Here is a 25,404-nt window from a genome sequence, read left to right as displayed (position 1 = left end):
GCTCTAATCGAAGAAAGAAAGCTGACAGGTTAAAAGTTCTTCAAACAAGGGATCGCCAAAATTCATTAAACGTAGTGAAGGCATTTCATCAAAAACACTAGGGTAAAAAGTAACTGTGTAATTCTGCCCTTTGTAATTCAGTTGCCAAGTACGTTCGCTCTTTCTCTCAAACTGCACACCACTAGCTTTTAAAATTGCTGAAGATATGAATAACTGCTCAATTGCTTCTGACGTAAAAGGAGTAGAGGGGATTGGTTTTTGAATTTCCGCTAAATCAGCGTCTAAGTCCATCGCTACCATTTCTTCAATTGCTAAACGAGGTGGTGGACTGTCTAATACAGAATCGAATTGAGACATTAAAACATCCTCTTCTTCTGGATCAGCACTCATAACAGCCCGTTCAATAAAGGTAGGGACTTGAGCTAGAATTGGCTGAAGATTACCAACAACAGTGGCAAAAGCGTTTATGCGATCGCGCAATTTTCGATAAACTTTTGCTTCTACAGTGCCATCATAGTAAAAATTATGAATTCGCACAGTCGGATACCTTTGTCCAATGCGGTCAATTCTGCCAATACGCTGTTCGACCCGCATCGGATTCCAAGGCATATCATAATTAATCAACACGCCGCAATTTTGTAAATTCAACCCCTCAGAAGCAGATTCAGTACAGAGGAGAATTTTAATTTCATCTTGGCGAAATCGGCGTTTAATTTCTTCCTTGGGAACCAAGCACCACTCCCCATTCTGGTACAATTCCCCACCACGACCTGAATAACAAGCTACTTGGCTACCGTACAACTCCTTCAATGTATCCCGTAGATAATCCATCGTATCTGTGTACTGGGTGAAAACGATCGCACTTTCTCGGTCAGTTAATTCTTGGCGTAAAATCTGAATAAAGCGAGAAAGCTTACTATCTTCCCCAGTGTTTTCAAATTGGCGTAGTAATTCTTCAAGATATTGAATTTCCTGGGGGTCTACTGGTTCAAAGAAAGATTCCAGCCCAGCAATTACTGCATCATCCTCATTATCCACATCCACTAAATCGTCGTCACTTAAAACGCTTCCCCGTTGAGTTAACAAATAATCCAAACGACGTTGCAGAGATGACTTGATGGCATAAAATGAACTGGTCAAACGTTTGCGGTAAAGGGTCATCAAAAAACCCAAACAAGAACGCTGATCTATTTGTGCCAGTCGGTAAAAGTGGCGTACATAGTTGCTGACAGCTACATAAAGCGGTACTTCCCGTTGTGGTTCCAGCGTAATAGCGTTATCCTGCACAACTCTAGTAGGAATATCCCGCTCTAGCAGTCCCCTTTTATAGTATTGTCGGAGAGTGTCGCGGGTGTGGCGGAACATCAAGTCTTTTAAGGGCGTGTTCACTGTCAAGTATTGGCGTGAGGTGTCGATAAAGTCCTCATCTGCCAATAGTTGTTTGTGATTAGAGATTTTCTTTCCCCGTTGCCAAGTATCCTGCATTTTGTAAGCAAGAATGCGATCGCTCTTGGTCAAAAACTGCTCTAATCTAGAACTTGGTTGTCCGCCGCGCTGAAAATAATCGCTAGACATGACTTGCCAAAAATTAATTACTTCCTGCTTGACAGCACCTTGTAGCGAGGCGAAATAATAGCAGAAGTTATCGCCATAACTCCAATGCCCCTGCAATCCCAGCAGGTTTAACAAGTCAAAAACTTCTATGGCATCAATTTGCATGGGAGTTGCTGACAAAAGAATCAGGGATTTAGTATTCTCCTTCAACTGTGTCATTAACTGTAACAAGCGATTGGGTGTTTCCTTGCGGTCTTGGGGACTTTTGCGGCGTGCGTGATGGGCTTCGTCTAAGATTACTAAATCCCAAGGTTCTGCTGATAGTAGCTGCTGCATTCTGTCAGTTCTCCGCACCAAATGAGAAGAAGCCAAGATTAAATCTTGAGTATTCCAGGGATTAGCTGCTGCGGGGATAGCCCGCTTGTAGGGGTCTTTAAATTCTGTAGATGTGTAACTCCAAAAATGCAGATTAAATTTTTCCCGTAGTTCTTCTTGCCATTGGGGTTGAACGCTAGCAGGTGCTAAAATCAGTACCCGCTTCACTTTTTTGGACAACAGCAGATAACGGAGAATTAAACCAGTTTCAATTGTCTTACCTAAACCAACTTCATCAGCGATGAGAAAACTTTGGGGAAAATTTTGAGCAACGCGACGCAGGATTTTTATTTGGTGTGGCCAGGGGTGAATGGGAATTGATTTTAAACAAAAGTCCAAGCAGCCGGGATGTTCATGAATATTGGCAAGTTGAGTAAATGCCAATCGTTCTTCTTCTCTTACTTCTGTAGAAATAGCTGAAGAGTCTAGTTTTAATTCCGGTTCTGGTTGTGCTTCTGGTTCAGTTAATTCTATTTTTGTTAGAGGTCTAGAGTCAAATTCAGCTTGAGCATTCCAATCAGGTTTAGTAGATTTTGCGTAACGCAACAGCTTTTTCTGTACCGCTTCTGGAACTTCAAAAACTCGCACGTTAGGCGATACGTCATACCAAAGTTGCTCAAATCTCACTACTTCTTCTTCAACTCTATCTAGTTCCCTTCCTCCCTCCCAAGAACAATAAACGTGAAAGGATTCTACATTCCTCTCCCAGCCACCGATAGATTCGTTATTGGAACCGTTAAATGCTAATTTCTCGCCCTTGCTATCAGTAAAAATGCCAACTTTTTCGTGAAATATATGCTGTGGGTCTAGTTGCTGTGTACTATCTTCTGGTAGTCCATTTTCTTTGAGAGGAATAGCAATTTTAATATCGAGATACTGGTTTTGAATCAACCAACTGAGAATTTCTAAGTGTTTGAGTTGGGCAAAACTTTCTGGTGGTTTTAAGTCCGCGTCTAGACGAGATAGCAATGCGTCTCGTAGTTCGTATCCCTGTTGAATTGCTTGTAAATCTTGGGGGCTAAACTGACAACCCATGATTAACCGTATTTGCCCTTTGTTGTGCAGCATTGCACCTAAACCCCGTGCAACTTTACTTAAAATGGCACTGCTAAAAAAACCTGCTTTCCGGTCATATTGAATGGCACACTCCAAAGCAGGAATGTAGAAATCAGTGATGGTGTTGTGGGTGTTGCTGGTGTAACTAATTTTCCAGGGATATTCACGTAAAATTTTCGGCATATTATGCGGTTGTTTATATCCTTTGAAAATTAATACTAACGAGGTCGATTTTCTCGCCCGTGATAGACACGTAAAATAACAACATCATCCTCAAGAATAACGTAGTGAATTATAAAACCGTATTTACCAAAAGAAACTAAAAGTTTTCGTAGCCCTGCTATTTCATCTACAATTGCGCCTCGACGAGGATTCTGCTGGTAAACTCTCGCCTGAAGAGACAATTGCTTGTACTGCCTGTGCTGCTGCATCAGGATTATTAAGTTTGATAAAATCGTAATGACGATTTAAGTCGTCAATTGCACTTTGTGTCCAAACTATCTGGGACATGGGCGTTCTTGTTCAGTTCCTAAACTGTCTGCCCATTCGCGCACACGGTCATGCGCCACTCCTGAACCTGTGCTACGGTACGCTTCGAGAGCGGATTGACTTTGCTGAACCATTTGGGCTTCAGTAAGAGGTTGAAAATTTAATGCTGCGTCTATCTCACCGTACTCAAATGATTCTTCTGTGGTTTGAATAGCTTGATTTGTCACTAACTGTTCAAAATCTTCTAAATCCCCTGATGAACTAGTCAGCCATGTTAACAGGAGAGTTTTTACCTGTTCTGGGGGTAACGTTTCCAACTGTTCTAAAATTTGCTGCCTAATATTGCTTTTTGTCATAAGCTTTTAATTTTTGTAGTAGCTCTGCTATAAATACAACGTTTTTCACTCTTCTTATCTAAATTTTAACTAAAATACGGTAGTCAAGCTTTATTGTCTATACATTTGGCAACAATTGTATGGGACGGTATAGAGATATTAGTTCCAGTTTTATCTGCTGGTTATAAACCAATACTTGGAACTTCTCTCATGGCAGGATATCATCCAGAAATAGATTTTCAAGACAATGGTTTAGTTTCCTTAAAAAAACTCTAATTGATTAGTTATTGTTTGGGCGGGTTCGGAATTATCAGAATAAATCCAATTGTCCTCCTTCATTAAATGGTATCTCAGGTTGCACATAAGAGACTTTGGCTTTGATTTCATCCATAGCCAACCACAAATCTAATAAGGCTTTTTCTTCAGTCAGGCGTTTCTTTTCATCACCAATGCGCGGAATTACTTTCAACGCTACTTCAAATGTCCGCATAAATAAATCGTTGCTAACTAAGCCTGTATTTTTCATAAATCTGCGGACTGGTTCTGTATTTTCTTCCTCTTGGTAAAGAGCGATAATGGCATGGAGTCCATCAACCAAATATCTGGCAGAAAATTCAGTATCGGTGACGGAGAAGGCGCGTTTTTTCAAGCGTTGTTGCGGGGTGAGTAATTTACAGTAACCGCTTCCAGAATCGAGTAGTTTGTGTTTTTTGACTAAATCGGAAACATCAAAACCACCGACTGCTAAAGCCAGTTGTCTGGCTTCATCGAAGGGGAATTCTCGCGCTTCAAAGGTATCCCATGCCAAGATGTACCATTGGGTTAAAGGGTCGATACCGTTGAAGTCTTTACCTTTTAATAAGTTTTGTAATCGGTATTCGACTACTGCTTGGCGTACTTCTTCAAATGCTGCTTTGGGTTCAACTGGATTACCTGCACTGTCGAGGACGGAACTGTATTTAGTAAACTCTCTCAAAGCACAACCAAAAGCACTTAAACACAAGTTAATACCAGGGGGTTTAATGCGGCGTGTGTTATCTTTTGCTTCTTCTTCATTGACCGCAGGATAGGGATTTGCTACTTTATCAGGTGCAGAACGAGAATCTCCTGTTAAACATTTTTCTAGCTCTGGTGCTTCTTTAAAGACGATATTTCGCACCTTGATACGCACATCATCCCACCAAGCTTGTTTAGCGTTGGGGTCACGTTTGCGGCACACTAAAAGCACGGTGCTGGAAACTGCATTTTTCTGCGCTTGGTGCAAGTTTTGTGGGTTTTCGGTACTGACAGCCCATGATGCGGTGATCTCGAAACCAGCATTGATCAGGGATTTGGCTAAGACATCCCACGCGCCTGAGTCTTTGTGGTTGAATTGTACTGTCATCACGCCGTCGTCGCGGAGGACGCGGTGATATTCGGCAAACGCCATCGCCATTTTTGCTTCATAGTCTTGGTTGGCGAGTTTTTCAGGTGTAATTGCTTCAGTGGTATCAGTAGCAGGTCTACCCATCCCTTTAAAGCGTGAAGGGTTGGCGACGGCTTCGCGTTCTTTGTCGGTGAGTTCTAGGTAGAATAATTCGGGGAAGATGTCGCCGAGGGTGCGTTTTAGCCACACGTAGAAAAAATCTGAGAGTTCAGCGTATTGAATTGTGGCGTAGTAAGGTGGGTCGGTGATGACTGCATCTACGGATTTATCGGGGATGTGAGTTAAATTATCGGCTGATGCTGAATTAATTTGAATGAATTTTGGCTCGTGTATTTCAATCCCTACGTTTTCTACTGTACCGAATTTAGTTCCAAGTAATGAGCAAAGATTTTTATAATCAGAGGCAAACATATCTACACATAAATTCCACAAATCACCTGCACCATTAATTTCTGGATAATTCCACATCAAATTTAATGAATGTTGTGTAGATGCTTTTTTTGAACTGACTCTCGATGCATCCCAAATACATAATCTACAATTTGCATCAATACAACGATCTAAAACTAAAGCTAAATAAGTAATAATTCCTAGCGCTCTCTCTAAAGAATATTCCGCTTGAATCAGTTCCTTTGCTTCATTGATAAGTTCTACATAAGTTACCAGTGTCAAAAGCTGGCGCTGATTAAACATATCTATCCAATTTGGACAAAATATTCTTATTTGTTCATCAAAATCTTTTCCTTCTGGTATTACCTCGTCAGGTAAAACATTTTTTTGTTGCCAATTATATAAATGAGCTTTGAAAAACGCTTCTGCTTTATTAACACCATCATTATCTAATTCTGTTGGGATTCTAAGGGATAGGCTTCCCTGTCCTGTTTTAGAAGCAATTGCATATAATTTACAACTCATCTGCTTATTTTTAGCAGCTTGCATAATAATTTGATTATCAATTACATTTCCACAATTAGGGCATCTGCCTACACCTCTACTAATAGTGATTTTAGTATCTGGATCGTATTCTCCATCAGCAGTTTCAATTGTTGTTCCCTTCCCCTTCCTGCCCCTAACCAATTCAAAATCAACCCGCTTATTTTCAGGATTAGGAATTGGCTTGATAGCGCACCATTTATGTAAATTCTGCTTTTCCGGGCGTTTATATAACCACCAATTCGGACTCAACGGAACAACAGACTCACAACTCGGACAAACAACAGTATGCACCCATAAATAATTCTGCACAGTTTCCCCAGGTAAAGAAGGGAAAAATTCAGCTAACCTTTTCTGGGCTTCATCGCCTACCCACTTCACCCATTTATCAATATCCTGCTGCAAATCTGGGCCAAACTTTAGCGGATATTCCATCGCCGCCTTCATCGTCACCACCGCCACAGGATTTAAATCAGAAGCCAGCACATTTAACCCATATCTCGCCGCCTCAAAAGGTATACTTCCACCACCTGCAAAAGCATCTAAAACAGTCGGTGTGCGAGTTCCCCAAACCTTCTCACAATAATCCTGCACCTTCTTAATTTGCACAGAATTAGGCGGCGTTTTATATAGCTTTACCTCCTTCCCCGGTACTAACCCCAGCAAATATTCAAACTCTTGCATTGTGATATCTGCTGGTAATAATGAAGCCAACACACTGGCACGACTAAAAGATAATGGCTTACGCGAATACCAGCGATGTAATCCTTTAAATGGATTTCCCCCGTGTTCAAAATTAACTTGCTCGTTTAATACCTGTACAGGCATCATTTTTTCAATAAATACAGCAGGGCGTTTAGAAGTTGAGTCAGACATTTTTATTACCAACCATAAGTCCGAATATTATTAAAATTAATTGTATCAATACCTACTTTTTGCAGATAATTAGCTAACTTGAAATCATCTGTAAGCACTAAATATTTATTTTTTGCTAAAGTCACAATTCCACAGTCAGTCAGCCCATATTTAGTAAAATTATCTAGCTGAACAGCATTGACACTTTCAATATAAAATTCATCTAATGCAGTCATCGCTTGAGCAAATACAGAGTAACATTGAGAACGTTCTGGTTCACCAATCTGGTTAACCAGACTATTCACTTCAGTCAGCACATTAGGAGTTGTAACAATTTTTGAGAAATACGACAAAATACTCACGAGCAAATCATAATCTTCCGGTAAAAACTTTTCAGTCCGATTAAATTGTGATATTCGATTTCGATTTACAGTTCCAACAAACCAAAGCAGTAAAATATTTGTGTCAATTAAAATTCCTTTTTGTTTATAAGTTTTAAACAACGAGCTAATATAATCTTTCATACCTCACGAATTTTCATCGATTTTACTTCCCCTGTTTCGGCATCTATGGTAAATATTTTATACTCGCGTTCATATTTAGTACCTAAAGAAATAACATCAGAGAGAAGTGTCCTTTCAGTCTTAGTTACAGGGCGATTAAAACCTAATGTTACATACCAAAACCTTTTATTCTCTGACAATTCTATTTCTTCAAGCAAGATATTATCGATAGAATTGCCTATCATATCCTGTATACCTTCAAAATATTCTTTAGCAGCTACAACAGCATTACGCACGTCAATTTTCATATACTTTACCTCCTGATTTATAATGACAAAGGCTTACGCGAATACCAGCCATGTAATCCTTTAAAAGGCTTTTCCTCATATTCAAAACTAACTTGCTTGTTCAGCACTTGCACGATTATTATTTTTTCGATAAAGACGGATAGGCGTTTGAGGGTTGAGTCGGTCATACATTAATAGTGCTAGATAAAACACTAACCAGTATTAGCAAATCTTTTACTAAATTACCAGGTTAGCTCCTTTGTCTGCTTCTGTGGACGTTTTATCCGCTTGAAAACAGGTATACCCATCTGCTCCTCAAGTTGCTGCCATTTGACTCTGTTAAAAGAGCCTTTTGGAGCAAACCCAAGAAATTCTGCTTTCTTAACCAACCCTGCATAGGAAAGTGTCGTCTTAGTTGCGTGCTTGAGCTTAACTAAAATCTCTGGATTACATTCCCCCTTTTTGACCCCCATTTGAACTAATAAATCTTCAAAGTCTTTTTCTGGAAACATCAGTTCAGCAGCAAACACTTCAGCACCAATTTCAATTTTGTCATTTACATTGTCATCACCACACCATAAAGCTTTATAGTCACGATCAACCAAAAAATGCTTTAATTCATGACCCATTGTAAAAATTGCAGGTGCGTCAGGAAGAAAGCGGTTAACCATAATAGTTACACCGTGTTCATCGTTAAAGAAAGCCCCCCGCAAACTTTTGAGTTTTACTGTGGGGGGCGCACCTTTTACAGGCCATAAATCAAATTGAATGTCGTATTTCTTGTAGATAGCACGTATATGTGACCGTTGTACCCGTGGAGTATTCAAGCCATGCTCTGTCCTAATTTTGCGTGCAAGGGCTTTCATCTCCTCGTAGTACTCATAATCAGTCTGCTTCATCCTGTTTTTTCCTCTTGCGCCCTGGTTTCGACTGCTTCTGAAAACTTCGAGCTTTACGAAATTCTGCGTATTTGCTTAATTCCTCTAGGTCTTCAGGAGACAACTGTTTAGCTGCGCGTAACAATGCAGTGAGTTGGTCGTTAGCTGGAGCTTCCTCTGGCGGGAAAAAAGTCAAAATTGACACTCCAAAGAACCGCGCAAGGCGTTCAAGGTCTTCAATGGTTGGGCGATAAGTGGCAGTTTCCCAGCGAGAAATTGTGTTCGCAGTATTTCCCAATTCCTTAGCAAGCGCTTCTTGGGACAACCCCTTACCTCCTCCATAACTCACACGTAAATTTCGGATTTGTCCTCCGATGTACTCCATCAAACTCATGTGTTTTGTAATTTTTGCGACTATCCTCATCTACTTAACTATCCTTTTATAGGATATTGCTTCCTTTTGCTGTTGACGTTTCCTTGTAGTAAAAGTTATCCTCCTGAAATAGGAAGATAATTCAACACCAATAGGATAATTAAGCTGCTTCAGTATTTTTACGGCAAAATGTCATCCTTAGACAATCAGTACTCAAAAGTTCAATTCAATACATAAGGAGTATTCCCATGCAAATTGATGCTGCAAAAGATACCGAATCCATCTCCAAAAAACCAAAAATAATTACTGTTATTGTCAATGAACGCCCTGTAACCTTCTCAGAGCATAAGGCTACGGGCTTGGAAATCAAGCAAACTGCCATCAAACAGGGCGTAGCGATTCAGGAAGATTTTGTACTGTTTGAGGTCAAAGGCAATTCTCCCCTCAAGCAAATTGGAGACTGCGAAACCGTTACCCTGCACGAAGGGCAAAAGTTCCGCGCCACTGCACCCGATGACAACTCATAGGGAGGGGATACCAATGACACCTGAAGTTGAACAGGCGATCGCAGAAATTCAGCAAGCCTTTCCAGGACATTCCGTCGAAGTGGAAGCTGAAGCGCAGGGTGGCGCAAACGTCATTGTCCATAAACTACTGATTGGTGAACAGTATGTGCCTTCCAGCAGTTGGGTAGGCTTTGCAATTTCCTTTCAGTATCCCTATGCAGATGTCTACCCGCACTATATAGATTCAGGGTTACGTCGGGTTGATGGTTTAGTTCAAGGTGATGGGTTCTCCTCAGCTAATTGGCGAAATCAGCCTGCAATCCAAGTATCGAGGCGTTCCAATCGATTGAATCCAGCTATTGATACGGCTACATCCAAATTAACTAAGGTTCTTACGTGGTTGAGAAGCCGATGAACAAATCTATTGAATTCAGAATTGATCAGCCACTTTATCAAAAGCTTGATCGCCATCTTTTTCCTGGTGATGGTGATGAACATGGCGCGGTGATTGCAGCAGGTATTGTAGAAACCCCTCGCGGTATCTGCCTGCTGGCGCGTGAAGTTTTTCTAGCGCAAGACAGGATTGACTATGTACCTGGTACTCGCGGCTACCGTGCTTTAACTGCAAAGTTTGTAGCTGAGATATCAGGTTACTGTGCAGAACAGAATCTCTGCTACTTCGCCGTACACTGTCATGGTGGTAGAGATGAAGTTTGTTTCTCTGCTGATGATATGGCATCCCACGAACGAGGGTATCCGGCGCTGCTCGATATTACTCGTGGCGGCCCGGTGGGGGCACTAGTATTTGCCAAAAACGCCGTAGCAGGAGATATCTGGACTCCCTCTGGTCGCTTCCAACTCGACCACATGACCGTCATCGGTTCGCATATTCGGCGACTTTATCCTGCGCCCCAACCCCGACTGTGTGCCGCCAATCCCATGTACGACCGCCACGCACGCTTGTTTGGCGATGTCGGACAAGAAATTTTCGCCAATTTAAAGGTGGGAATCATCGGACTTGGCGGCGGAGGTTCGCTAATCAATGAATGGTTGTCCCACTTGGGAGTTGGACATATCGTCGCTATCGACTTTGACCGCATTGAATTAACTAATCGACCCCGAATTGTTGGCACAAATCCTTGGGATGCAATGACTTGGTTAACTAAACAGCCGATTCCGTGGTTGCAAAAACTCGGCAAACGACTGGCTGCTTATAAAGTCCATGTCGCCCGCCGGGTTGCAAAACTTGCTAATCCCTCCATCCGCTATGATGCGGTTGTGGGAAATATCGTCGATGAAGCGATCGCAAAGTTACTAGTAGATGCCGATTTCTTGTTCTTGGCAGCGGACTCGATGCAAAGCCGTCTAGTTTTCAACGCCCTAGTGCATCAGTATCTGATTCCAGGAATTCAGATTGGTGCTAAGGTTCCTGTTGATAAGCAAACTAGGCAAGTTGGAGATATTTTCACTGCTACTCGACCCGTACTTCCTTATGCTTATGGTGGTTGTCTCCACTGCCATGAATTAATTCCGGCTGGTAGGTTACAACAAGAAGCATTGAGTGAAGAAGAACGGCGAACTCAACGGTATGTTGAGGATGAACATATCGCTCAACCCAGCGTCATTGCACTCAATGTTAAGTCTGCCGAGCAAGCTGTGAACGATTTTATGATGATGTTCACAGGACTTTATCAACCAGAAGTCCAACTGTGCCATCAATTAAGGTTTGCGCGAGAACGCAGCATTATCAATGTGGAGCCGCGTGCCAACGATGATTGTTTGGATTGTAGCAGCAGTTCTCGCAGTCGTCGCGCCAAGGGCGATCGCTATCGTCTCCCCTGCCGAATGCCAAATGTGTAGCAGTTGGGGTAAATATAGCCTAGCTGACATCAGAGGGAAAACGAACCTCAACCAAGTATTACACGTATTACACGGCAGAGCGAGTTTCATCAAACATTTGATACCGCGATGACCTCCGGTCGGTCGGAGACCATCGCCAAAAGCGGGACGCAGCCCATCGCAAAACAGTTTGTTGGATTGTCTGTTGCAGAACTTGAAATTTTACGCGATCGCATTTTGTTGGAGCTGAAGTTAGGTAAGCAAGCCACTGGTTACAAAGCGAAGGCACTTATTATTGAATTTAAGCAGGATACCACAGCATCAACACATAAATTCCAGCCTTTTCTAGGCGTTTGAGGAATTGTTGATTCGCCCATTAATCGAAAACAATTTTCTAAGTCAGGATTACCGATGTGTGCTGAACCACCACGAAGCTCATTTAAAGCAACTAAGGGGGCAGTTATTGATCGAGCTTGAGCTTGGTCTATTCCCTTAGCCATCAATATGTTTTCCAACAGCTTTATTTGTCTTAGCTTGTTGTCTATTGGTTTGCCTAAAGCCGTTAACGCATCACGGAGGGAGCCAATCTGCATAGTTTCAATAACCCATCCGTAAAGAATTTTAGCAAGTTCCAGAACATCGTTATACTGACTGCTAAATACTCCTATACTTAAGCTGTTTAAATTTTTCTGATCTGGTTTAATATCGTTAAAAAGTGGAACAGAGAATTGCTTTTGAAAAATAGTATCAAGTTGAAAGAGCGCCTCTTCAATTAATTCCGTTGTTCCCGGTGAATGAGGTGGATTGTTTTGCATTCTGGTCTGGAACATTTCTTCACAGATATCACCGCTCGGTATAGACGAAAACGATGACCAATAGGCTTGTTCTGAAGGGTTAAGATCAGCTATGTCGGGAGCAAAGGCATTAACCAATCCTTGGGAGTTGATGCCTACATCAATTGTACCTCTGTCACCTGGTAAGGAAGCTACTCCCCAATTTCGCATGTGAAAAAATACGTTATATCCAGGGGTTTGTAGATATTTTTGCAAAACTTCTGGGCGGAAATGTAAGTACCCATATTGTCCAATACCTTGCTCAATATAATTTCCAATGTAAGTATTTTGAGGTAAGATTTGCTTTTTCGCTTCACTATTCACAATGAATCTAGGATACTCTGTTTCCTCTATTGGCGTTTTTCCAAAAAAGCACCAAGGACTACGTTCAAAAATTGGTTGGTCATAAGGACGAATAATAAAATTACGCTGAAGAATAGAGCGCCCACGGAAAAAACCATCATCAGTAAATTCAGGTTTGTGTATACTCGTTGAAATACTGTTAAAATCGTCTACTTGCTTGTCTTCTATTTCCTCTAGCCCAAGTTCTTCTTCTGTTGTAGCATTTGCAAATCTGTCAGCTACTACACAGATAAGTAATCCCATATTTAGTGCTGCTAAGAAATCACGTAAATAATGACGATGAACGGTTACACTAGCAGTTGAATCGTAATATTGATGAGGATCTAGGATAGCTTCAGCCACAAGAATATTATCTACGGGATGATAATATTGAGAATTATTGTCTTTTTGCAGGGCATGGTAAGTAAAAAAATCACGACTGAGTTCAACGTTAAATTCTTTGGTAATTGGATGTTTTATTAACAAAACTAATGGATATAAATCAATATCTCCATAATTGCTGTAATCACCAAAATTGAATTGATCCTGAAAATTCCAGCCTGTGTCAAATTTTAAGTCGGATGGTGACTTAATGATCGTAGCGGCGTTATCCAACTGGTTAACTGGTACTAAAGCAGAGCTTATTTGCCATTGTTCTTTTCGCCAATCTGGTAAATTGTATTTACTGGATTTCTTGTCCCAGAATTTTTCCACTGTAATTAAGTCACCTACAGTAGGATTATAGGGCGACTTATCTTTATCTAAGTACTGAAACCAAGCAGACAACTCCGTAAGCGACAATTAGCACCTCCTCTACTTAACTATCTTCTTTCAATTCTAGCTACTGATTATCAAGACCCGAACTACTCGCACAGACAATTTCCGGGCATAAAATTTTTAGACATAAGCTAAAGAAAGTGTTCTAACTGATCTAATAACGCTTCAAACGTCTGCTGCTTCTCCAGATCATCCCAGAATTTAACTTTCTTCACTATAGTATAAATTTCTTTCAGTCTCTGCGGATATGTAGCCGTCTGATCAGTGCTATCCCCAGTTGCAGCTAATCACCAAGCAATACGCGAATCGCTTTCAAAGCCTGATTACGTTTCCCATTGCTAATCTTGGCAAACCAGTAGTGCGATTCTTCATAACTCATAGCTCTAATCCCTTGGGCAATATTCGCAATCCGTTCTATTTTAGAAAGCGGTTGCAAAGTCTGAAACAGTAATGCCAGATTTATTCCTGATTCCTCATTCAAAACATAAGGAGTTTGGCGATTGTGACTTAAGGTTTTGGGGTCATAATTATTCGCCTTCAAAGAATCATAAATTGCCTGTTTCACCTGAATTAAAGCATTGCCCTTTAAACGCCCAATGCGTTTGGCAGAAGGACGCTTTTTTTCACCGGCTTTTTTATAAGCACATTGATACAACTCAAGGGCAAAGTTATTATTATCTGTGGGAACCACTCGCAGTTGAAACTCTTGCATCTTTAGTAAGTCACTTTAGCCGTCAAATTCAGCCTGTCAACCGGATTACGATTCAGGGCTTGTTTGATATTACTGATTTCTGCGCCGTTTGGTTGCACTGGAGATGAAAATTCAAATACGAGCTTCAGCGAAACGTCAGCTTTTACATCCGGGCTACTTAGCAAAGTGTTAACAGCCCCCTGAAAACTCTGAAATCCTTTAACTGGCCCTTGATACTCTAACCTGATAAACTGTTCATTAACAGTAATAGTTGCCGTTTGGTCGATTTGCAAGGGTAGCTTGATCAACATAGGGAAAGCCGTCATCAACTTGCGGTAGTCCATTACTTGCCCAACGGAGATTTCCAACGACTGGATACCCTGAACTTGATTATCTTGGATGCGATCGCCTAATTCATTAAACACCCTATCGAGTGTTCCCTCCAAATCAAATTCTTCCGGCTTGGCTTTAAACAGAGGTGAATCATCCCACGAACCGTTCCCATCTTCGCCTGCGCTTGGTGTACTGGGTGTTCCAGTACCATAAGCCAATATCTTCGCTAGGGTTTCCCTTTCCTCTACTTCGCCATTGCCGTAGTCAGCTACAATTTTGAAAGTTGTGGTTTTAGCGATCGCTGTTGCGTACTCATCACTAGGGCGAAACTCCCCTGTAACCAAATTCCCATCCTGATAAAGCTTAATCGTCAAAGCCCCCGATGCTTTCCACCGTATCCGCACAGGTTTTACCGATTCTGTACTGGACAAGACTTGAGCATTCAGTTCAATTTCTCGCGGTTTTGGTAGTTCCAGAATTCCCCGGCGGTAGAGTTCCATCCGTTCAGAAAATTCTATGGAGTCGGGTAGGGTAATTTTACCGTCATCGGTTTTAATAAACAGCTTTTCTCCTACTTTCATATCCCAGTTACCAGTCTGCAACCCCTGGCGGATGGTATCTCGCAGCTTTGAAATTTCGGCATCAAGCAGTATATTTAAACTCAGGTCTTTGGCGAAAGCTTCTTTTAATGCTTTAGTTGTCCAATGGTTTAACCCAGACAGCCATACCTTCTGCAAAATGTAAGCAGGTGCATAGGGCGGTGATTCTTCAACACGGATTTTTTGACAATCTTTTAGTGCTTTTAAAATCACATCTTGTTGATTATTTTTGCCCTTAATATCGCTAGAATCTTGTGCAGAAAGAGTATAGTGCATTAAGCCTTTAGCAGCTTTTACGGGGTCATTAGCGGGGTAAAATAAGTGGCGGTAGGCATTGGTTAAAGATACCCTTACCCCTAAATCAAGAGAACCTTTTTTATCTTTGAGTTGCTTTTGCTGATTTTCTGATAAATCTTGCAAGCGATTGGGAGAATTTAGAATATTCTGAATGGCGCGGAACTCCCTAGCGTTGTCAATCGCTCGTTCTAATTCTTGCTTGTTTGCAACTAAAAATAATAAACGATTTCTAAATGTGCGAAACTTACCTGACTCGCCTGTTTCATTAAAAATTTTCTCCACCATTGGCGGTGGCCCTTCAGTGGTTACAGAAATAGTCGCTTCGCTAAAGTCAATTAAACACAGGGCGATGCTATCCGACACATCATCCACCTCTGCGGGTGATTCCGGTGCCGGAACTAGTTTGAAGAATTTATCAGCAAAAATGGTATCGCGACGACTTCGTAAATCATCCTTCGCCTCGGTAATTCCAACTTGAGCTTTTTCTTCGGCAATAATTTTATTGATTGATGGTTCTTCCTTAAAACGAGCCAAAGTTGTCATTGGATCATTTTCCAAGTACCAAGCAACTTCACTCAGTTTTTCTAAAGCAGTATCAACAAAGCCAATTTCTAGCCCTGGTGTCAACAAAGATAGATTTAATTCGGCGCGGCGAATACCCGCAGATATACCTTGAGTAATGGAATGCAAAAAAATAGTCCGGGCTACCCAGGTTGAAAAGGGAGGTTTACCAGCAGCAATCCATACTGCATCTTGTAACTGAGCGTGTGCTTCTCTACCATCTTTGTTGTAAATGTCTGCTTGGATCGTAATCCGCATCAAAGGACGTTCCAAACGGGCTGTTAAATCGCTGGTGATTTCCTCTTCAATACCAACAGGAATGTGGTGAGAATGAATTAGCGGTATCCATCCACTAGTATCGTCCCATAGATAACGTATAACTCTAGCAAATAACCGCAAAGCGCCTCTGGTGCGTTGGAAGTTTGGGATCGAGGCAATCTTTTTAGTCAGCAGGTTAAATAATTCTGGGTGGAAGGGATAACTCTGCTCAATACTGTCGGCATAGCGTGCATCTTTGCAACCATCTGGTAAATTAATTCGACTAGCTTTATAAGTTTGTAAATATTCTTTTGAAGCATTATTGGCAGCGTTAGCTTCAATACTGGCGAATACTCGCTGTTTAACTATATTGTAAATTTCAATATCAGTGCTGGGTTTAATGATCCGCTCTTGCCTAGCAGTAGCGGAAATGGTTTCCCGGATTTCGGTGGTTTCTTCGCCAAAACTGTCAGTGGAGGAAGCCAGCGTGTAAACAAATACTAAATTATTACAAGATGCTGCTAAATCCATGAGGGCGAATAAAAAAGCAACTACCTGTCCAGCTAAGTTGCTGTTACCAACTAGAGTCGCCTTGGCTTTTCTCAGGTATGAGGCAATTTCATCGATGATAATGACTGTGGGTTGCCCTTGGATTATCCTTTCTAAAACCACTGTGCCTGGACTGACTCGCTGTTCGTCAGAACCTTTAAGCAGGCTATAACCTGCTACACCATTAATTTGATAGGCAATTTCTCCCCAAAGGGTATAAGTGGTAACGCCAGTGTCCGCATGGTAAACACCGTTAACTGGATCAAGGTCTTGGCAAGCGATCGCAGCTGCTTGAATCGGTCGGTCTGGAATTAAATTTAGGTCAACAAAACGGTCTAGTCCAGAAATGTCCCGCCCATTTTTGGCAATGTGCCACAAAGCAATTTCATCATGGGTTTTACCACCACCAAAGCTGGTTTCCAGTCGAATAATGGGGGAGCCGACAGCAGCACCTACCAACCGCCCAAATACTTCAGAAATTAAGGTCTTTAAACCATCGGTGGCAAAAGTATTAGCGAAAAAGGCTGTGGGATCTTGGTAGACTTGGGGCGCAAGTCCTTCGACAACTAGCCGTAACTTAGCGGCAAATAAATCAGAAGAGAGTTCCCCATCTAAAATTTCTTCTCTAGGAATGCAAGTTTTGAATACTGACGGAAGCATAGAAATACATTGACCGTTACTAGTTAAGAGTTGACTACCAACCGTCAACAACTTAGTGTTTTTAAAAATACACTTACTTGTTTCAATTGATTAATTCTATACACATTCATGATATTTTTGCACTGATTTAGGTCATAAGCTACAAAAGTTCTTTAATTGACCGAAAATTTGGGATACAAGCCCCGTCGTTCTACGACGGATTTATATTCTCTTGGACAAGTATTTCAATAAGCATCCTAAGTTTTTCCTGCCAGTCTGGAATAGTCATCAATTGCTCCCTCATCCCTGGTTTAAGCTTAAGGCAGATAGGATCTTTAGCTAGTGGTTTATCGCTAATAAAACCAAGTTTATGTTTTTTTTGGAATGTCATCACAAGTAACTCTAATTATTGGTATACTAATAGAGTAGCACTTTAAAATTAATGAAAGCCAGATATCAATACCGACTCTACCCGACAGACCAACAGCGACAGCTTCTAGCTCAGTTGTTTGGTTGCGTTCGCGTGGTTTGGAATGATGCCTTGGCTATCTGCAAACAGTCGGAAAAATTGCCGAGTAACAACGACTTGCAAAAGTTAGTAATTACTCAAGCGAAGAAAACTATTGAACGTGAGTGGCTGTCTGAAGTTTCTAATATTCCATTGCAACAGTCCGTCGCAGATTTAGGAGTTGCCTATAAAAACTTTTTTGATTCGCTCAAAGGTAAACGAAAAGGTAAAAAAGTAGGTAGACCTAAGTTCAAAAAGAAAACTAATCAGCAATCAGCACGTTTCAGGATTGGTGGTTTTTCAATTAAAGGTGATGAGGTCTATCTTGCAAAAATTGGTAACATTAAACCGATTTGGTCAAGAATTTTACCATCATCACCCACATCGGTAACTGTAATCAAAGACTGTGCTAATCGCTATTTTCTAAGTTTTGTGGTAGAAGTTGAGCCTGTTAACATTGATGCTAACAACCAAAGTATCGGTATAGATTTGGGTGTCAAAACCTTTGCTGTTATGAGTAATAGGGAAAAAGCTATAAGTCCAAACTACTCAAAACTAGACAGAAAGATTCGCAAACTCCAGAAAAAGCTAGCGCGTCAACCCAAGGATTCAAAACGTATAAATAAAATCGGAAACAAAATCGCAAAACTGCACAACCAAATAGCAGATACACGTAAAGACTTTTTGCATAAGTTATCTACCAAAATTGTCAGTGAAAATCAAACTATCGTTTTGGAAGATTTGAATGTGTCAGGTCTGGTTAAAAATCGTAAACTTGCTAGAGCAATAAGCTTACAGGGATGGAGGGATTTTAGGACGCTGTGTGAAGGGAAATCCGAGAAATTTAATCGTGATTTTCACGTTATAAGTCGATGGCAGCCAACAAGCCAAATTTGTTCCGAGTGTGGCTATAAATGGGGCAAACTTGATTTAAAAGTTCGGTCGGTTCAATGCTTGAATTGTGCGACTGAACACGACCGGGACGAAAACGCGGCAAAAAATATAAATAAAGTCGGGATGGGGCATTGCCACGACTCTAAACGGACGCAGAGACGGAGTGAGACTGCTTCGGTAGCATCTGTCAACGAAGCGTCAAGAATCACCTCGCCTTCAGGCAGGTGAGTATGTCAAACCATAGGTCAGGTCATATTCGTGCGTTACTCCTGGGACTGTTCAAGGGCAGCGGTCGCTACGCAAGAGAAATCAACTTCTCACTTTCGCTTTTGTATAGCAGAGGAGAAAAAGTCGTAATTAGCAGGGATAACGACGTTATTTCGATTAATTCGCCTCCACATAGTTAGTCTACGGTGTACACACAAGTCGTGAAATTCCACCTGAGACTTGGTTTCGTCCTCTAGCAATAGGATTGTTGCGATCGCTCTGAAAGCCTGTCCGCAGCGAGGAGGAACGACGAAACAATCGCTTTAACTCACAGGATTATGTGATTACTTCGCTCCGTTGTCACTGCGCTCGTAATGACAATTTAAGGGGTCTATAACGCCTGAAACCCTTTCAGATAGTACTTGTGTGTACACCGTAGACATAGTTAGTGGAGGCAATAAGTCTAGCGGTGAAAATTACGGATTTGTAAGGAACCTGCACAAGAATTGAGAATTTAGCTTTCACTTTCTCGCTTATTTGCCGACCAATGGTCGGCAAATATGTTTCGATATGCAAGTAGACAACATCATAGCTATTCTTAAATCCGTGTTCCATATTTCTATGCGATCGCCAAAGCAACACTAATTGCTATCTAAGCGAACGGCGATCGCAGATGTGGTAATTTTCACTCCAGTACAAATTTACAAATTCATCTCTCGGCAAGGGCAACCGGGAGTAGTGAAGGACTACTGGGAACTAAGGGATTTTCTGGAGGTGCGCTGTAAAAATCATCTATTGTTCACGCAGTTTCTTGAGTTCTGCATCTGTAAACGGATTCTTACCAGCGCGTAACTCTTTCACCCAGCGCTGCCGTTGTGCTTTAGTATCTCCATCAGCTTGAGCAATGTATGCCTCAAAGTCTGCAATTGCTCCTTTGGTATCACCTGTCAACGCTCTGGCTAGCCCACGGCTGTCTTGGATATTGCGATCGCTTGGCGAAAGTGCTACGGCTTTGTTGCAAGCAGGCAATACAATGTTAGCTTGTCTTTTCAAGCTACCTTGCCTACAAAGGGAGTTCCAATTTTCAGCAGAGATTTCTATTTTACTATCAAATGCCTGGGCTTTATCATAAGCTTCTAACGCTTCTTTAAATTTCTCTTGTATAACAAGGCTTGTACCTTCTTCAAATAAAATTGAGGCAGCTTTCGTCCTTGGCTCAATCTCTAACTTAGAATCTAGTTTCAAAGCTTTTTGAAAATCAACAACTGCACTCTCAAGATCGCCTGCTTGTGCCGACTCTTCACCCTGAGCAACTAGAGAAGAAGAATCAGCCAGTTGCTGCGCTTTTTTACCAGGATCAGTTGGGTTAAGTTTTAAATCAACATTCCACTGCTGTGCTTTGTGCAACTTAGTAACAGCAGCTTGGATATTACCTTTGCGTGCTAAATTTTCACCTTGAGCAACTAACGCACTAGCCGCTTGTTTTTTGATTTCTGAAATCTGGCATACGGTTAATTCTTCCAAAATATCAGGATGAATAGCTAGATAATTATTCAGCCAACTACAACCATCTTTTAATAAATTATCTAAATTTAAATCCCACAGTTTTACTGTCTTGTCAGAACTAGCAGTGGCGATGGTCTGGTTATCCGGACTGAAACTTACACTATTGACTCCACCGCTATGCCCCTTGAGTGTTTTAAGTTCCTTGCCACTCCGATCCCACAGTTTTACTGTGTTGTCATAACTAGCAGTGGCGATGGTCTGGTTATCCGGACTGAAACTTACACTATTGACTCCACCGCTATGCCCCTTGAGTGTTTTAAGTTCCTTGCCACTCCGATCCCACAGTTTTACTGTGTTGTCAGAACTTGCAGTGGCGATGGTCTGGTTATCCGGACTGAAACTTACACTATTGAATCCACCGCTATGCCCCTTGAGTGTTTTAAGTTCCTTGCCACTCCGATCCCACAGTTTTACTGTCTTGTCATAACTAGCAGTGGCGATGGTCTGGTTATCCGGACTGAAACTTACACTATTGACTCCACCGCTATGCCCCTTGAGTGTTTTAAGTTCCTTGCCACTCCGATCCCACAGTTTTACTGTGTTGTCAGAACTAGCAGTGGCGATGGTCTGGTTATCCGGACTGAAACTTACACTATTGACTCCACCGCTATGCCCCTTGAGTGTTTTAAGTTCCTTGCCACTCCGATCCCACAGTTTTACTGTGTTGTCAGAACTAGCAGTGGCGATGGTCTGGTTATCCGGACTGAAACTTACACTATTGACTCCACCGCTATGCCCCTTGAGTGTTTTAAGTTCCTTGCCACTCCGATCCCACAGTTTTACTGTGTTGTCATCACTAGCAGTGGCGATGGTCTGGTTATCCGGACTGAAACTTACACTATTGACTCCACCGCTATGCCCCTTGAGTGTTTTAAGTTCCTTGCCACTCCGATCCCACAGTTTTACTGTGTTGTCATAACTAGCAGTGGCGATGGTCTGGTTATCCGGACTGAAACTTACACTATTGACCCAACCGCTATGCCCCTTGAGTGTTTTAAGTTCCTTGCCACTCCGATCCCACAGTTTTACTGTCTTGTCAGAACTTGCAGTGGCGATGGTCTGGTTATCCGGACTAAAACTTACACTACTGACTCCACCGCTATGCCCCTTGAGTGTTTTAAGTTCCTTGCCACTCCGATCCCACAGTTTTACTGTGTTGTCATAACTTGCAGTGGCGATGGTCTGGTTATCCGGACTAAAACTTACACTACTGACTCCACCGCTATGCCCCTTGAGTGTTTTAAGTTCCTTGCCACTCCGATCCCACAGTTTTACTGTGTTGTCATAACTTGCAGTGGCGATGGTCTGGTTATCCGGACTAAAACTTACACTATTGACCCAACCGCTATGCCCCTTGAGTGTTTTAAGTTCCTTGCCACTCCGATCCCACAGTTTTACTGTGTTGTCATCACTAGCAGTGGCGATGGTCTGGTTATCCGGACTAAAACTTACACTATTGACCCAACCGCTATGCCCCTTGAGTGTTTTAAGTTCCTTGCCACTCCTATCCCACAGTTTTACTGTGTTGTCAGAACTTGCAGTGGCGATGGTCTGGTTATCCGGACTGAAACTTACACTATTGACCCAACCGCTATGCCCCTTGAGTGTTTTAAGTTCCTTGCCACTCCGATCCCACAGTTTTACTGTGTTGTCATCACTAGCAGTGGCGATGGTCTGGTTATCCGGACTGAAACTTACACTATTGACTCCACCGCTATGCCCCTCTAAACGGTTACGTTCTCTAAATTGATTTTCATCTGGTTGTAAGTAGCTCGCTTCCCGTAGCGCTACAATTGTCTGCATCCGGATATTATTTAATTTTGAAACTTCTGCATTCTTAACATTTCCCCCTGCTTTTAAGGATTGTATTAAAGCATCAAAGTTTTGTTCTGAAAGCAAAAGTGCTTCACTAGAATTAGCTAATGCTTTAATCTCGCTTATTTGGGCAAGATTTCTTTGTTCTTGAGCTTTAATTTCACTGTTTTGGGCAAGATTTCTTTGTTCTTTGGCTTGCTGTGTTTGAAAGAAGGCTGTAACTGCCAGCACAGCTAAGACTACTCCAGCTGCAACTGAACCAAACAAGGCACGTTTCAAAAAACTATTAAGTTTGACTTCACCAAGTTTCCTTTGTTCTTCACTAAGTTTTCTTTGTTGCTTTTCTTGTTCTAGTTGAGTCATCAACTGACTTAACTTTGGCTCCTGCTGCTGGCGAACAAGCACAGCGATATAATCATGTACTAGCTGATAACGATTAGCCCGATTCTCTGGTAACAAAATCACCAAACCAGATTTGACTAAAATTTCTAACACCAAATCTAAACTATTGCTATTCGTGGCTATCTCTGCGGCTAATGCTTGCAGTTCTAGTTCTATTTCAACACGCGTTTTAAGTGGACGAGTCCCTTTTTCATCTGTCAGCAAGTACAACAAAAATTCGGCTATCTGTTGGTTCTCTACACCACAATCATTAACCACCTCAGCCAAATAGCGTTTAACTAGTTCTTCTTTCGTACCACGCTGCTGATATTCTGCTAGAGTCGTTATGTTCTCAGTTTGCAGTTGCGCTCCCACTATCTGTAATTCAATTGGGCGTACTTCACCTAGTTCTACAGCTAAATCAATTACTATTTGCCCGATTAAAGCACACTCTAAGTTAAAACTGGTAGTCTTGATCAAACGCTGGATAATTGACTTGGTATCATCAGGTGAAAAGTTACCTAACTCATAAAGAACATTGTTACTAAGAAGATCATTACCAATAATTGCCATACTAGACAAGCGATTACATTCCAGCAAATAATGCAGGTAATCCACTCGCAATGACAAAATTACTTTCACTGACAAGATATTTAAGCATTCTCCCAGAAATTCAAAAAACTGCTGTCTTTGATGCAGCTTAGAATACACAAAGAAAAACTCTTCAAACTGGTCAAAAATCAGCACTGTTCTGAGATTGTGCTGTTCATTTTCGCGCAGTTGGGCAATTAAAGCATCAACCTCAAATCCTAAAGCTTGCCCATTTACGGCTCCCCTCCTTTCATGCAAAGCCTGTTGCAATGACTGCCCTAGTTCTTCTACCCAATTGGTATAAACTCGTATTGCTACAGGCAGATAGTCTTGAATACCTACACTTTTATTTTTTAAAGCCGGAACTAATCCCGCATTTACCAGCGAACTTTTACCTACACCTGATTGCCCATGAATAACTATTAGTTTGTGATCATGCCGCCCCAAACGTTCAACCAATCGTTCAATATCTAGTAACCGACCTGATGCAGCAATCTCAGGAGCAATACTTTCTTGAATTCCAGCTTTACTTAGGGTTACAAGAGTTTGCTTGGTTGACTGTAACCTTCCTGCACCGATAAACGCCCGTAAACCAAACTGCTGCTCAATAGACCTCTGCTGCTGTTTTGTATTGTATGCTTCGAGATATTCTTTCTTTTCAAAGTAGAGACGCTGCAAGTAACTGAGAATATTCAGATGGAGATGTAAATCTTTTATGGGACTGCTAGCATCTCTTGCAACTTCTAGATTTTGAATTGCCTGTTGGGGTGAGCCTAATTCATATTCAGCCTGCGCCAAAATAAAGTGATACAGGGTTAAATCATTTGCGATAGCTGGTTCTTCTGCAAGTTCAAATACTACTTTTGGACTATCTATTACTTCTACCGTAGAAGGTACTGTTAAGATATCTTTTGCTTTTTGTGCTAATTGTTTAGCTTCACTCCAGCGCTTCTGAGCCAATGCAACCTGGGCTAAAAACCCGTAATCTTTCGCTAATTCTATGGGCTGATTGTTAGCTTGATGTACCTCTAAAGCTTGTTGTGCTAAATATTTGAGTTGCTCCCACTCCTTCAAATCACGCAAGATATTACCAAACTTAGCAATAGAATTAGCAGCTAAATCTTGGCTATTAGCTTCGTTAAGAAATGTAATGTATTCTTGCGTATACTGCCGAGTAGCTTGCCAGTCTGGATGAGCGATATCTTTAATTTTAAAAGCTTTGAGATAATAACAGTAAGCTATTTCACCAAGCGTACTAACTTGTTTTTCTGATTTATTCAGTTGTGACCATAGCACTCTTGCTTTTTGGTAATACTTTAAGGCATCGTCTATTCTATTATTAGTCTGTTTTACAAAACCTAGCAGTGAGGCTAGATTAGCTTCTGTTTCGTGATCATTAAACCGTAATTCTCTCTGTGCTGCCTCTAGTTCTAACTCTAGTATTCTGTAATCGTTTACGCTAAAGCTACCACTAAAATATTCATCAGCCAATTGGTTAATAAACTCACTTAAATCATCAGGCGCGATCGCAAAACTTCTGCTAGTTCCCCAGCTTTCCAAGTCAGGGGCAATCTCCATGATGGTGTGGTGGATTTCTTCGCTAATCCATACGACTACGGGAATAGACAAGTTTTTGCGGAATTCTTCGCGTACCTGATTAGCACTTGTCAACATCTGCGGTAAATCGTGCAATGATTCCCAGCCCACAATCATCAGAGCTTGGGTATCTGGCTGTAATTCTGAACGGATTGCAGTAAATAGCGTTCTTTCTGATTCCTTAAGTTGCAATACCTGAATCTTAATTTTACAGATTTCGCTTAACCTTTCTATCAAGCGAGTCCGTAAATCACTATAATTACACCGCGCCCAAATCAGCTTAAATTGTCCCACCGAAGCTTGAAGCGTCCAAGCTAGCTGCTGTAGCGATCGCTCATAATCCTGTGGTCTATCCTCTGATTGGTGCGGTGTATCCATAGAATTGGAGAAGAAGGTGAAAGGGTAAAGGTAAAAGGAGAAGGGGAACCAATTAATTAGGAAACAGAGATTTTAAATAGTTGTACGCGCATTATCTTCTTTAACATTCTCCATATTTAAAAATACTTGTTCTATACCTTGTGGGAAAAAGCTTTAATAGTTACTCCCTTTTCCCTTCCC

The 25,404-nt window shown here is 41.5% G+C and carries 19 protein-coding genes; 4 read left to right on the top strand and 15 right to left on the bottom strand.

Annotation, left to right across the window (positions count from 1 at the left end):
- Positions 1–3: 3 nt before the first annotated feature.
- The 10 genes from GJB62_RS33530 to GJB62_RS33485 form a co-directional block, all read right to left on the bottom strand.
- Positions 4–3,168, bottom strand: a complete 3,165-nt coding sequence (locus GJB62_RS33530; RefSeq protein ID WP_069071470.1) for a helicase-related protein — start codon at positions 3,166–3,168, stop codon at positions 4–6.
- Between the two features lie 35 nt (positions 3,169–3,203).
- Complete coding sequence (locus GJB62_RS38135; protein WP_258551457.1) at positions 3,204–3,389, bottom strand: hypothetical protein; 186 nt, start codon at positions 3,387–3,389, stop codon at positions 3,204–3,206.
- Complete coding sequence (locus GJB62_RS37780) at positions 3,331–3,495, bottom strand: type II toxin-antitoxin system RelE/ParE family toxin (protein ID WP_245246318.1); 165 nt, start codon at positions 3,493–3,495, stop codon at positions 3,331–3,333. The genes GJB62_RS38135 and GJB62_RS37780 overlap by 59 nt, the downstream gene beginning before the upstream one ends.
- The gene (locus GJB62_RS33520; protein WP_069071469.1) at positions 3,483–3,830 is read right to left on the bottom strand and encodes a hypothetical protein; all 348 of its coding nucleotides are present in this window, start codon (positions 3,828–3,830) and stop codon (positions 3,483–3,485) included. The genes GJB62_RS37780 and GJB62_RS33520 overlap by 13 nt, the downstream gene beginning before the upstream one ends.
- A 289-nt stretch (positions 3,831–4,119) precedes the next feature.
- The gene (locus GJB62_RS33510; RefSeq protein WP_069071468.1) at positions 4,120–7,044 is read right to left on the bottom strand and encodes a DUF1156 domain-containing protein; all 2,925 of its coding nucleotides are present in this window, start codon (positions 7,042–7,044) and stop codon (positions 4,120–4,122) included.
- A 5-nt stretch (positions 7,045–7,049) separates the two neighbouring features.
- The gene (locus GJB62_RS33505; protein WP_069071467.1) at positions 7,050–7,547 is read right to left on the bottom strand and encodes a PIN domain-containing protein; all 498 of its coding nucleotides are present in this window, start codon (positions 7,545–7,547) and stop codon (positions 7,050–7,052) included.
- A complete protein-coding gene (locus GJB62_RS33500; RefSeq protein WP_069071466.1) occupies positions 7,544–7,834 on the bottom strand; it encodes a hypothetical protein in 291 nt (96 codons plus the stop codon). Before GJB62_RS33500 ends, GJB62_RS33505 begins: the two co-directional genes overlap by 4 nt.
- 17 nt (positions 7,835–7,851) lie before the next feature.
- A complete protein-coding gene (locus GJB62_RS33495) occupies positions 7,852–8,001 on the bottom strand; it encodes a hypothetical protein (RefSeq protein ID WP_159402665.1) in 150 nt (49 codons plus the stop codon).
- 54 nt (positions 8,002–8,055) lie between these two features.
- Entirely contained in the window at positions 8,056–8,712 is a 657-nt protein-coding gene (locus GJB62_RS33490) for an ImmA/IrrE family metallo-endopeptidase (RefSeq protein WP_069071465.1), read from the bottom strand.
- Positions 8,699–9,115 carry a helix-turn-helix transcriptional regulator gene (locus tag GJB62_RS33485; protein WP_084227166.1) on the bottom strand — a complete coding sequence of 139 codons (417 nt, stop codon included), beginning with the start codon at positions 9,113–9,115 and terminating at the stop codon, positions 8,699–8,701. Before GJB62_RS33485 ends, GJB62_RS33490 begins: the two co-directional genes overlap by 14 nt.
- A gap of 197 nt (positions 9,116–9,312) precedes the next feature.
- Here GJB62_RS33485 and GJB62_RS33480 point away from each other — a divergent pair, with 197 nt between their 5' ends.
- Genes GJB62_RS33480 through GJB62_RS33470 form a run of 3 tightly spaced genes read left to right on the top strand, consistent with a single transcriptional unit; the run spans position 9,313 to position 11,430 of the window.
- Complete coding sequence (locus tag GJB62_RS33480) at positions 9,313–9,591, top strand: multiubiquitin domain-containing protein (RefSeq protein WP_069071463.1); 279 nt, start codon at positions 9,313–9,315, stop codon at positions 9,589–9,591.
- Between the two features lie 13 nt (positions 9,592–9,604).
- Entirely contained in the window at positions 9,605–9,985 is a 381-nt protein-coding gene (locus GJB62_RS33475) for a hypothetical protein (protein ID WP_069071462.1), read from the top strand.
- On the top strand, positions 9,982–11,430 hold the full coding sequence (locus tag GJB62_RS33470; RefSeq protein WP_069071461.1) for a ThiF family adenylyltransferase: 1,449 nt from the start codon (positions 9,982–9,984) through the stop codon (positions 11,428–11,430). The genes GJB62_RS33475 and GJB62_RS33470 overlap by 4 nt, the downstream gene beginning before the upstream one ends.
- Before the next feature lie 251 nt (positions 11,431–11,681).
- On the opposite strand, the gene GJB62_RS33465 is transcribed toward GJB62_RS33470, so the two are convergent.
- The 4 genes from GJB62_RS33465 to GJB62_RS33450 all read right to left on the bottom strand — a co-directional run bounded on the left by GJB62_RS33465 (position 11,682) and on the right by GJB62_RS33450 (position 17,679).
- Complete coding sequence (locus tag GJB62_RS33465; RefSeq protein ID WP_069071460.1) at positions 11,682–13,370, bottom strand: hypothetical protein; 1,689 nt, start codon at positions 13,368–13,370, stop codon at positions 11,682–11,684.
- Positions 13,371–13,644: 274 nt separating this feature from the next.
- On the bottom strand, positions 13,645–14,073 hold the full coding sequence (locus GJB62_RS33460) for a hypothetical protein (RefSeq protein ID WP_015130210.1): 429 nt from the start codon (positions 14,071–14,073) through the stop codon (positions 13,645–13,647).
- Between the two features lie 2 nt (positions 14,074–14,075).
- Entirely contained in the window at positions 14,076–17,309 is a 3,234-nt protein-coding gene (locus GJB62_RS33455) for a DUF499 domain-containing protein (protein WP_114083306.1), read from the bottom strand.
- Between the two features lie 190 nt (positions 17,310–17,499).
- Positions 17,500–17,679, bottom strand: coding sequence for a hypothetical protein (locus tag GJB62_RS33450; RefSeq protein WP_114083307.1), 180 nt, complete (start codon positions 17,677–17,679; stop codon positions 17,500–17,502).
- A 51-nt stretch (positions 17,680–17,730) separates the two neighbouring features.
- Here GJB62_RS33450 and GJB62_RS33445 point away from each other — a divergent pair, with 51 nt between their 5' ends.
- Positions 17,731–18,918, top strand: coding sequence for an RNA-guided endonuclease TnpB family protein (locus tag GJB62_RS33445; RefSeq protein WP_114083308.1), 1,188 nt, complete (start codon positions 17,731–17,733; stop codon positions 18,916–18,918).
- A gap of 771 nt (positions 18,919–19,689) precedes the next feature.
- On the opposite strand, the gene GJB62_RS33440 is transcribed toward GJB62_RS33445, so the two are convergent.
- Positions 19,690–25,224, bottom strand: coding sequence for a ribosome assembly protein 4 (locus GJB62_RS33440; protein WP_159402664.1), 5,535 nt, complete (start codon positions 25,222–25,224; stop codon positions 19,690–19,692).
- Between the last annotated feature and the right edge of the window lie 180 nt (positions 25,225–25,404).

The organism is Nostoc sp. ATCC 53789 (genome assembly GCF_009873495.1).
GTDB classification, from domain to species: domain Bacteria; phylum Cyanobacteriota; class Cyanobacteriia; order Cyanobacteriales; family Nostocaceae; genus Nostoc; species Nostoc muscorum_A.
The sequence above is the reverse complement of the archived record's forward strand: the minus strand, read 5'-3'. Positions and strand labels throughout refer to the sequence as shown.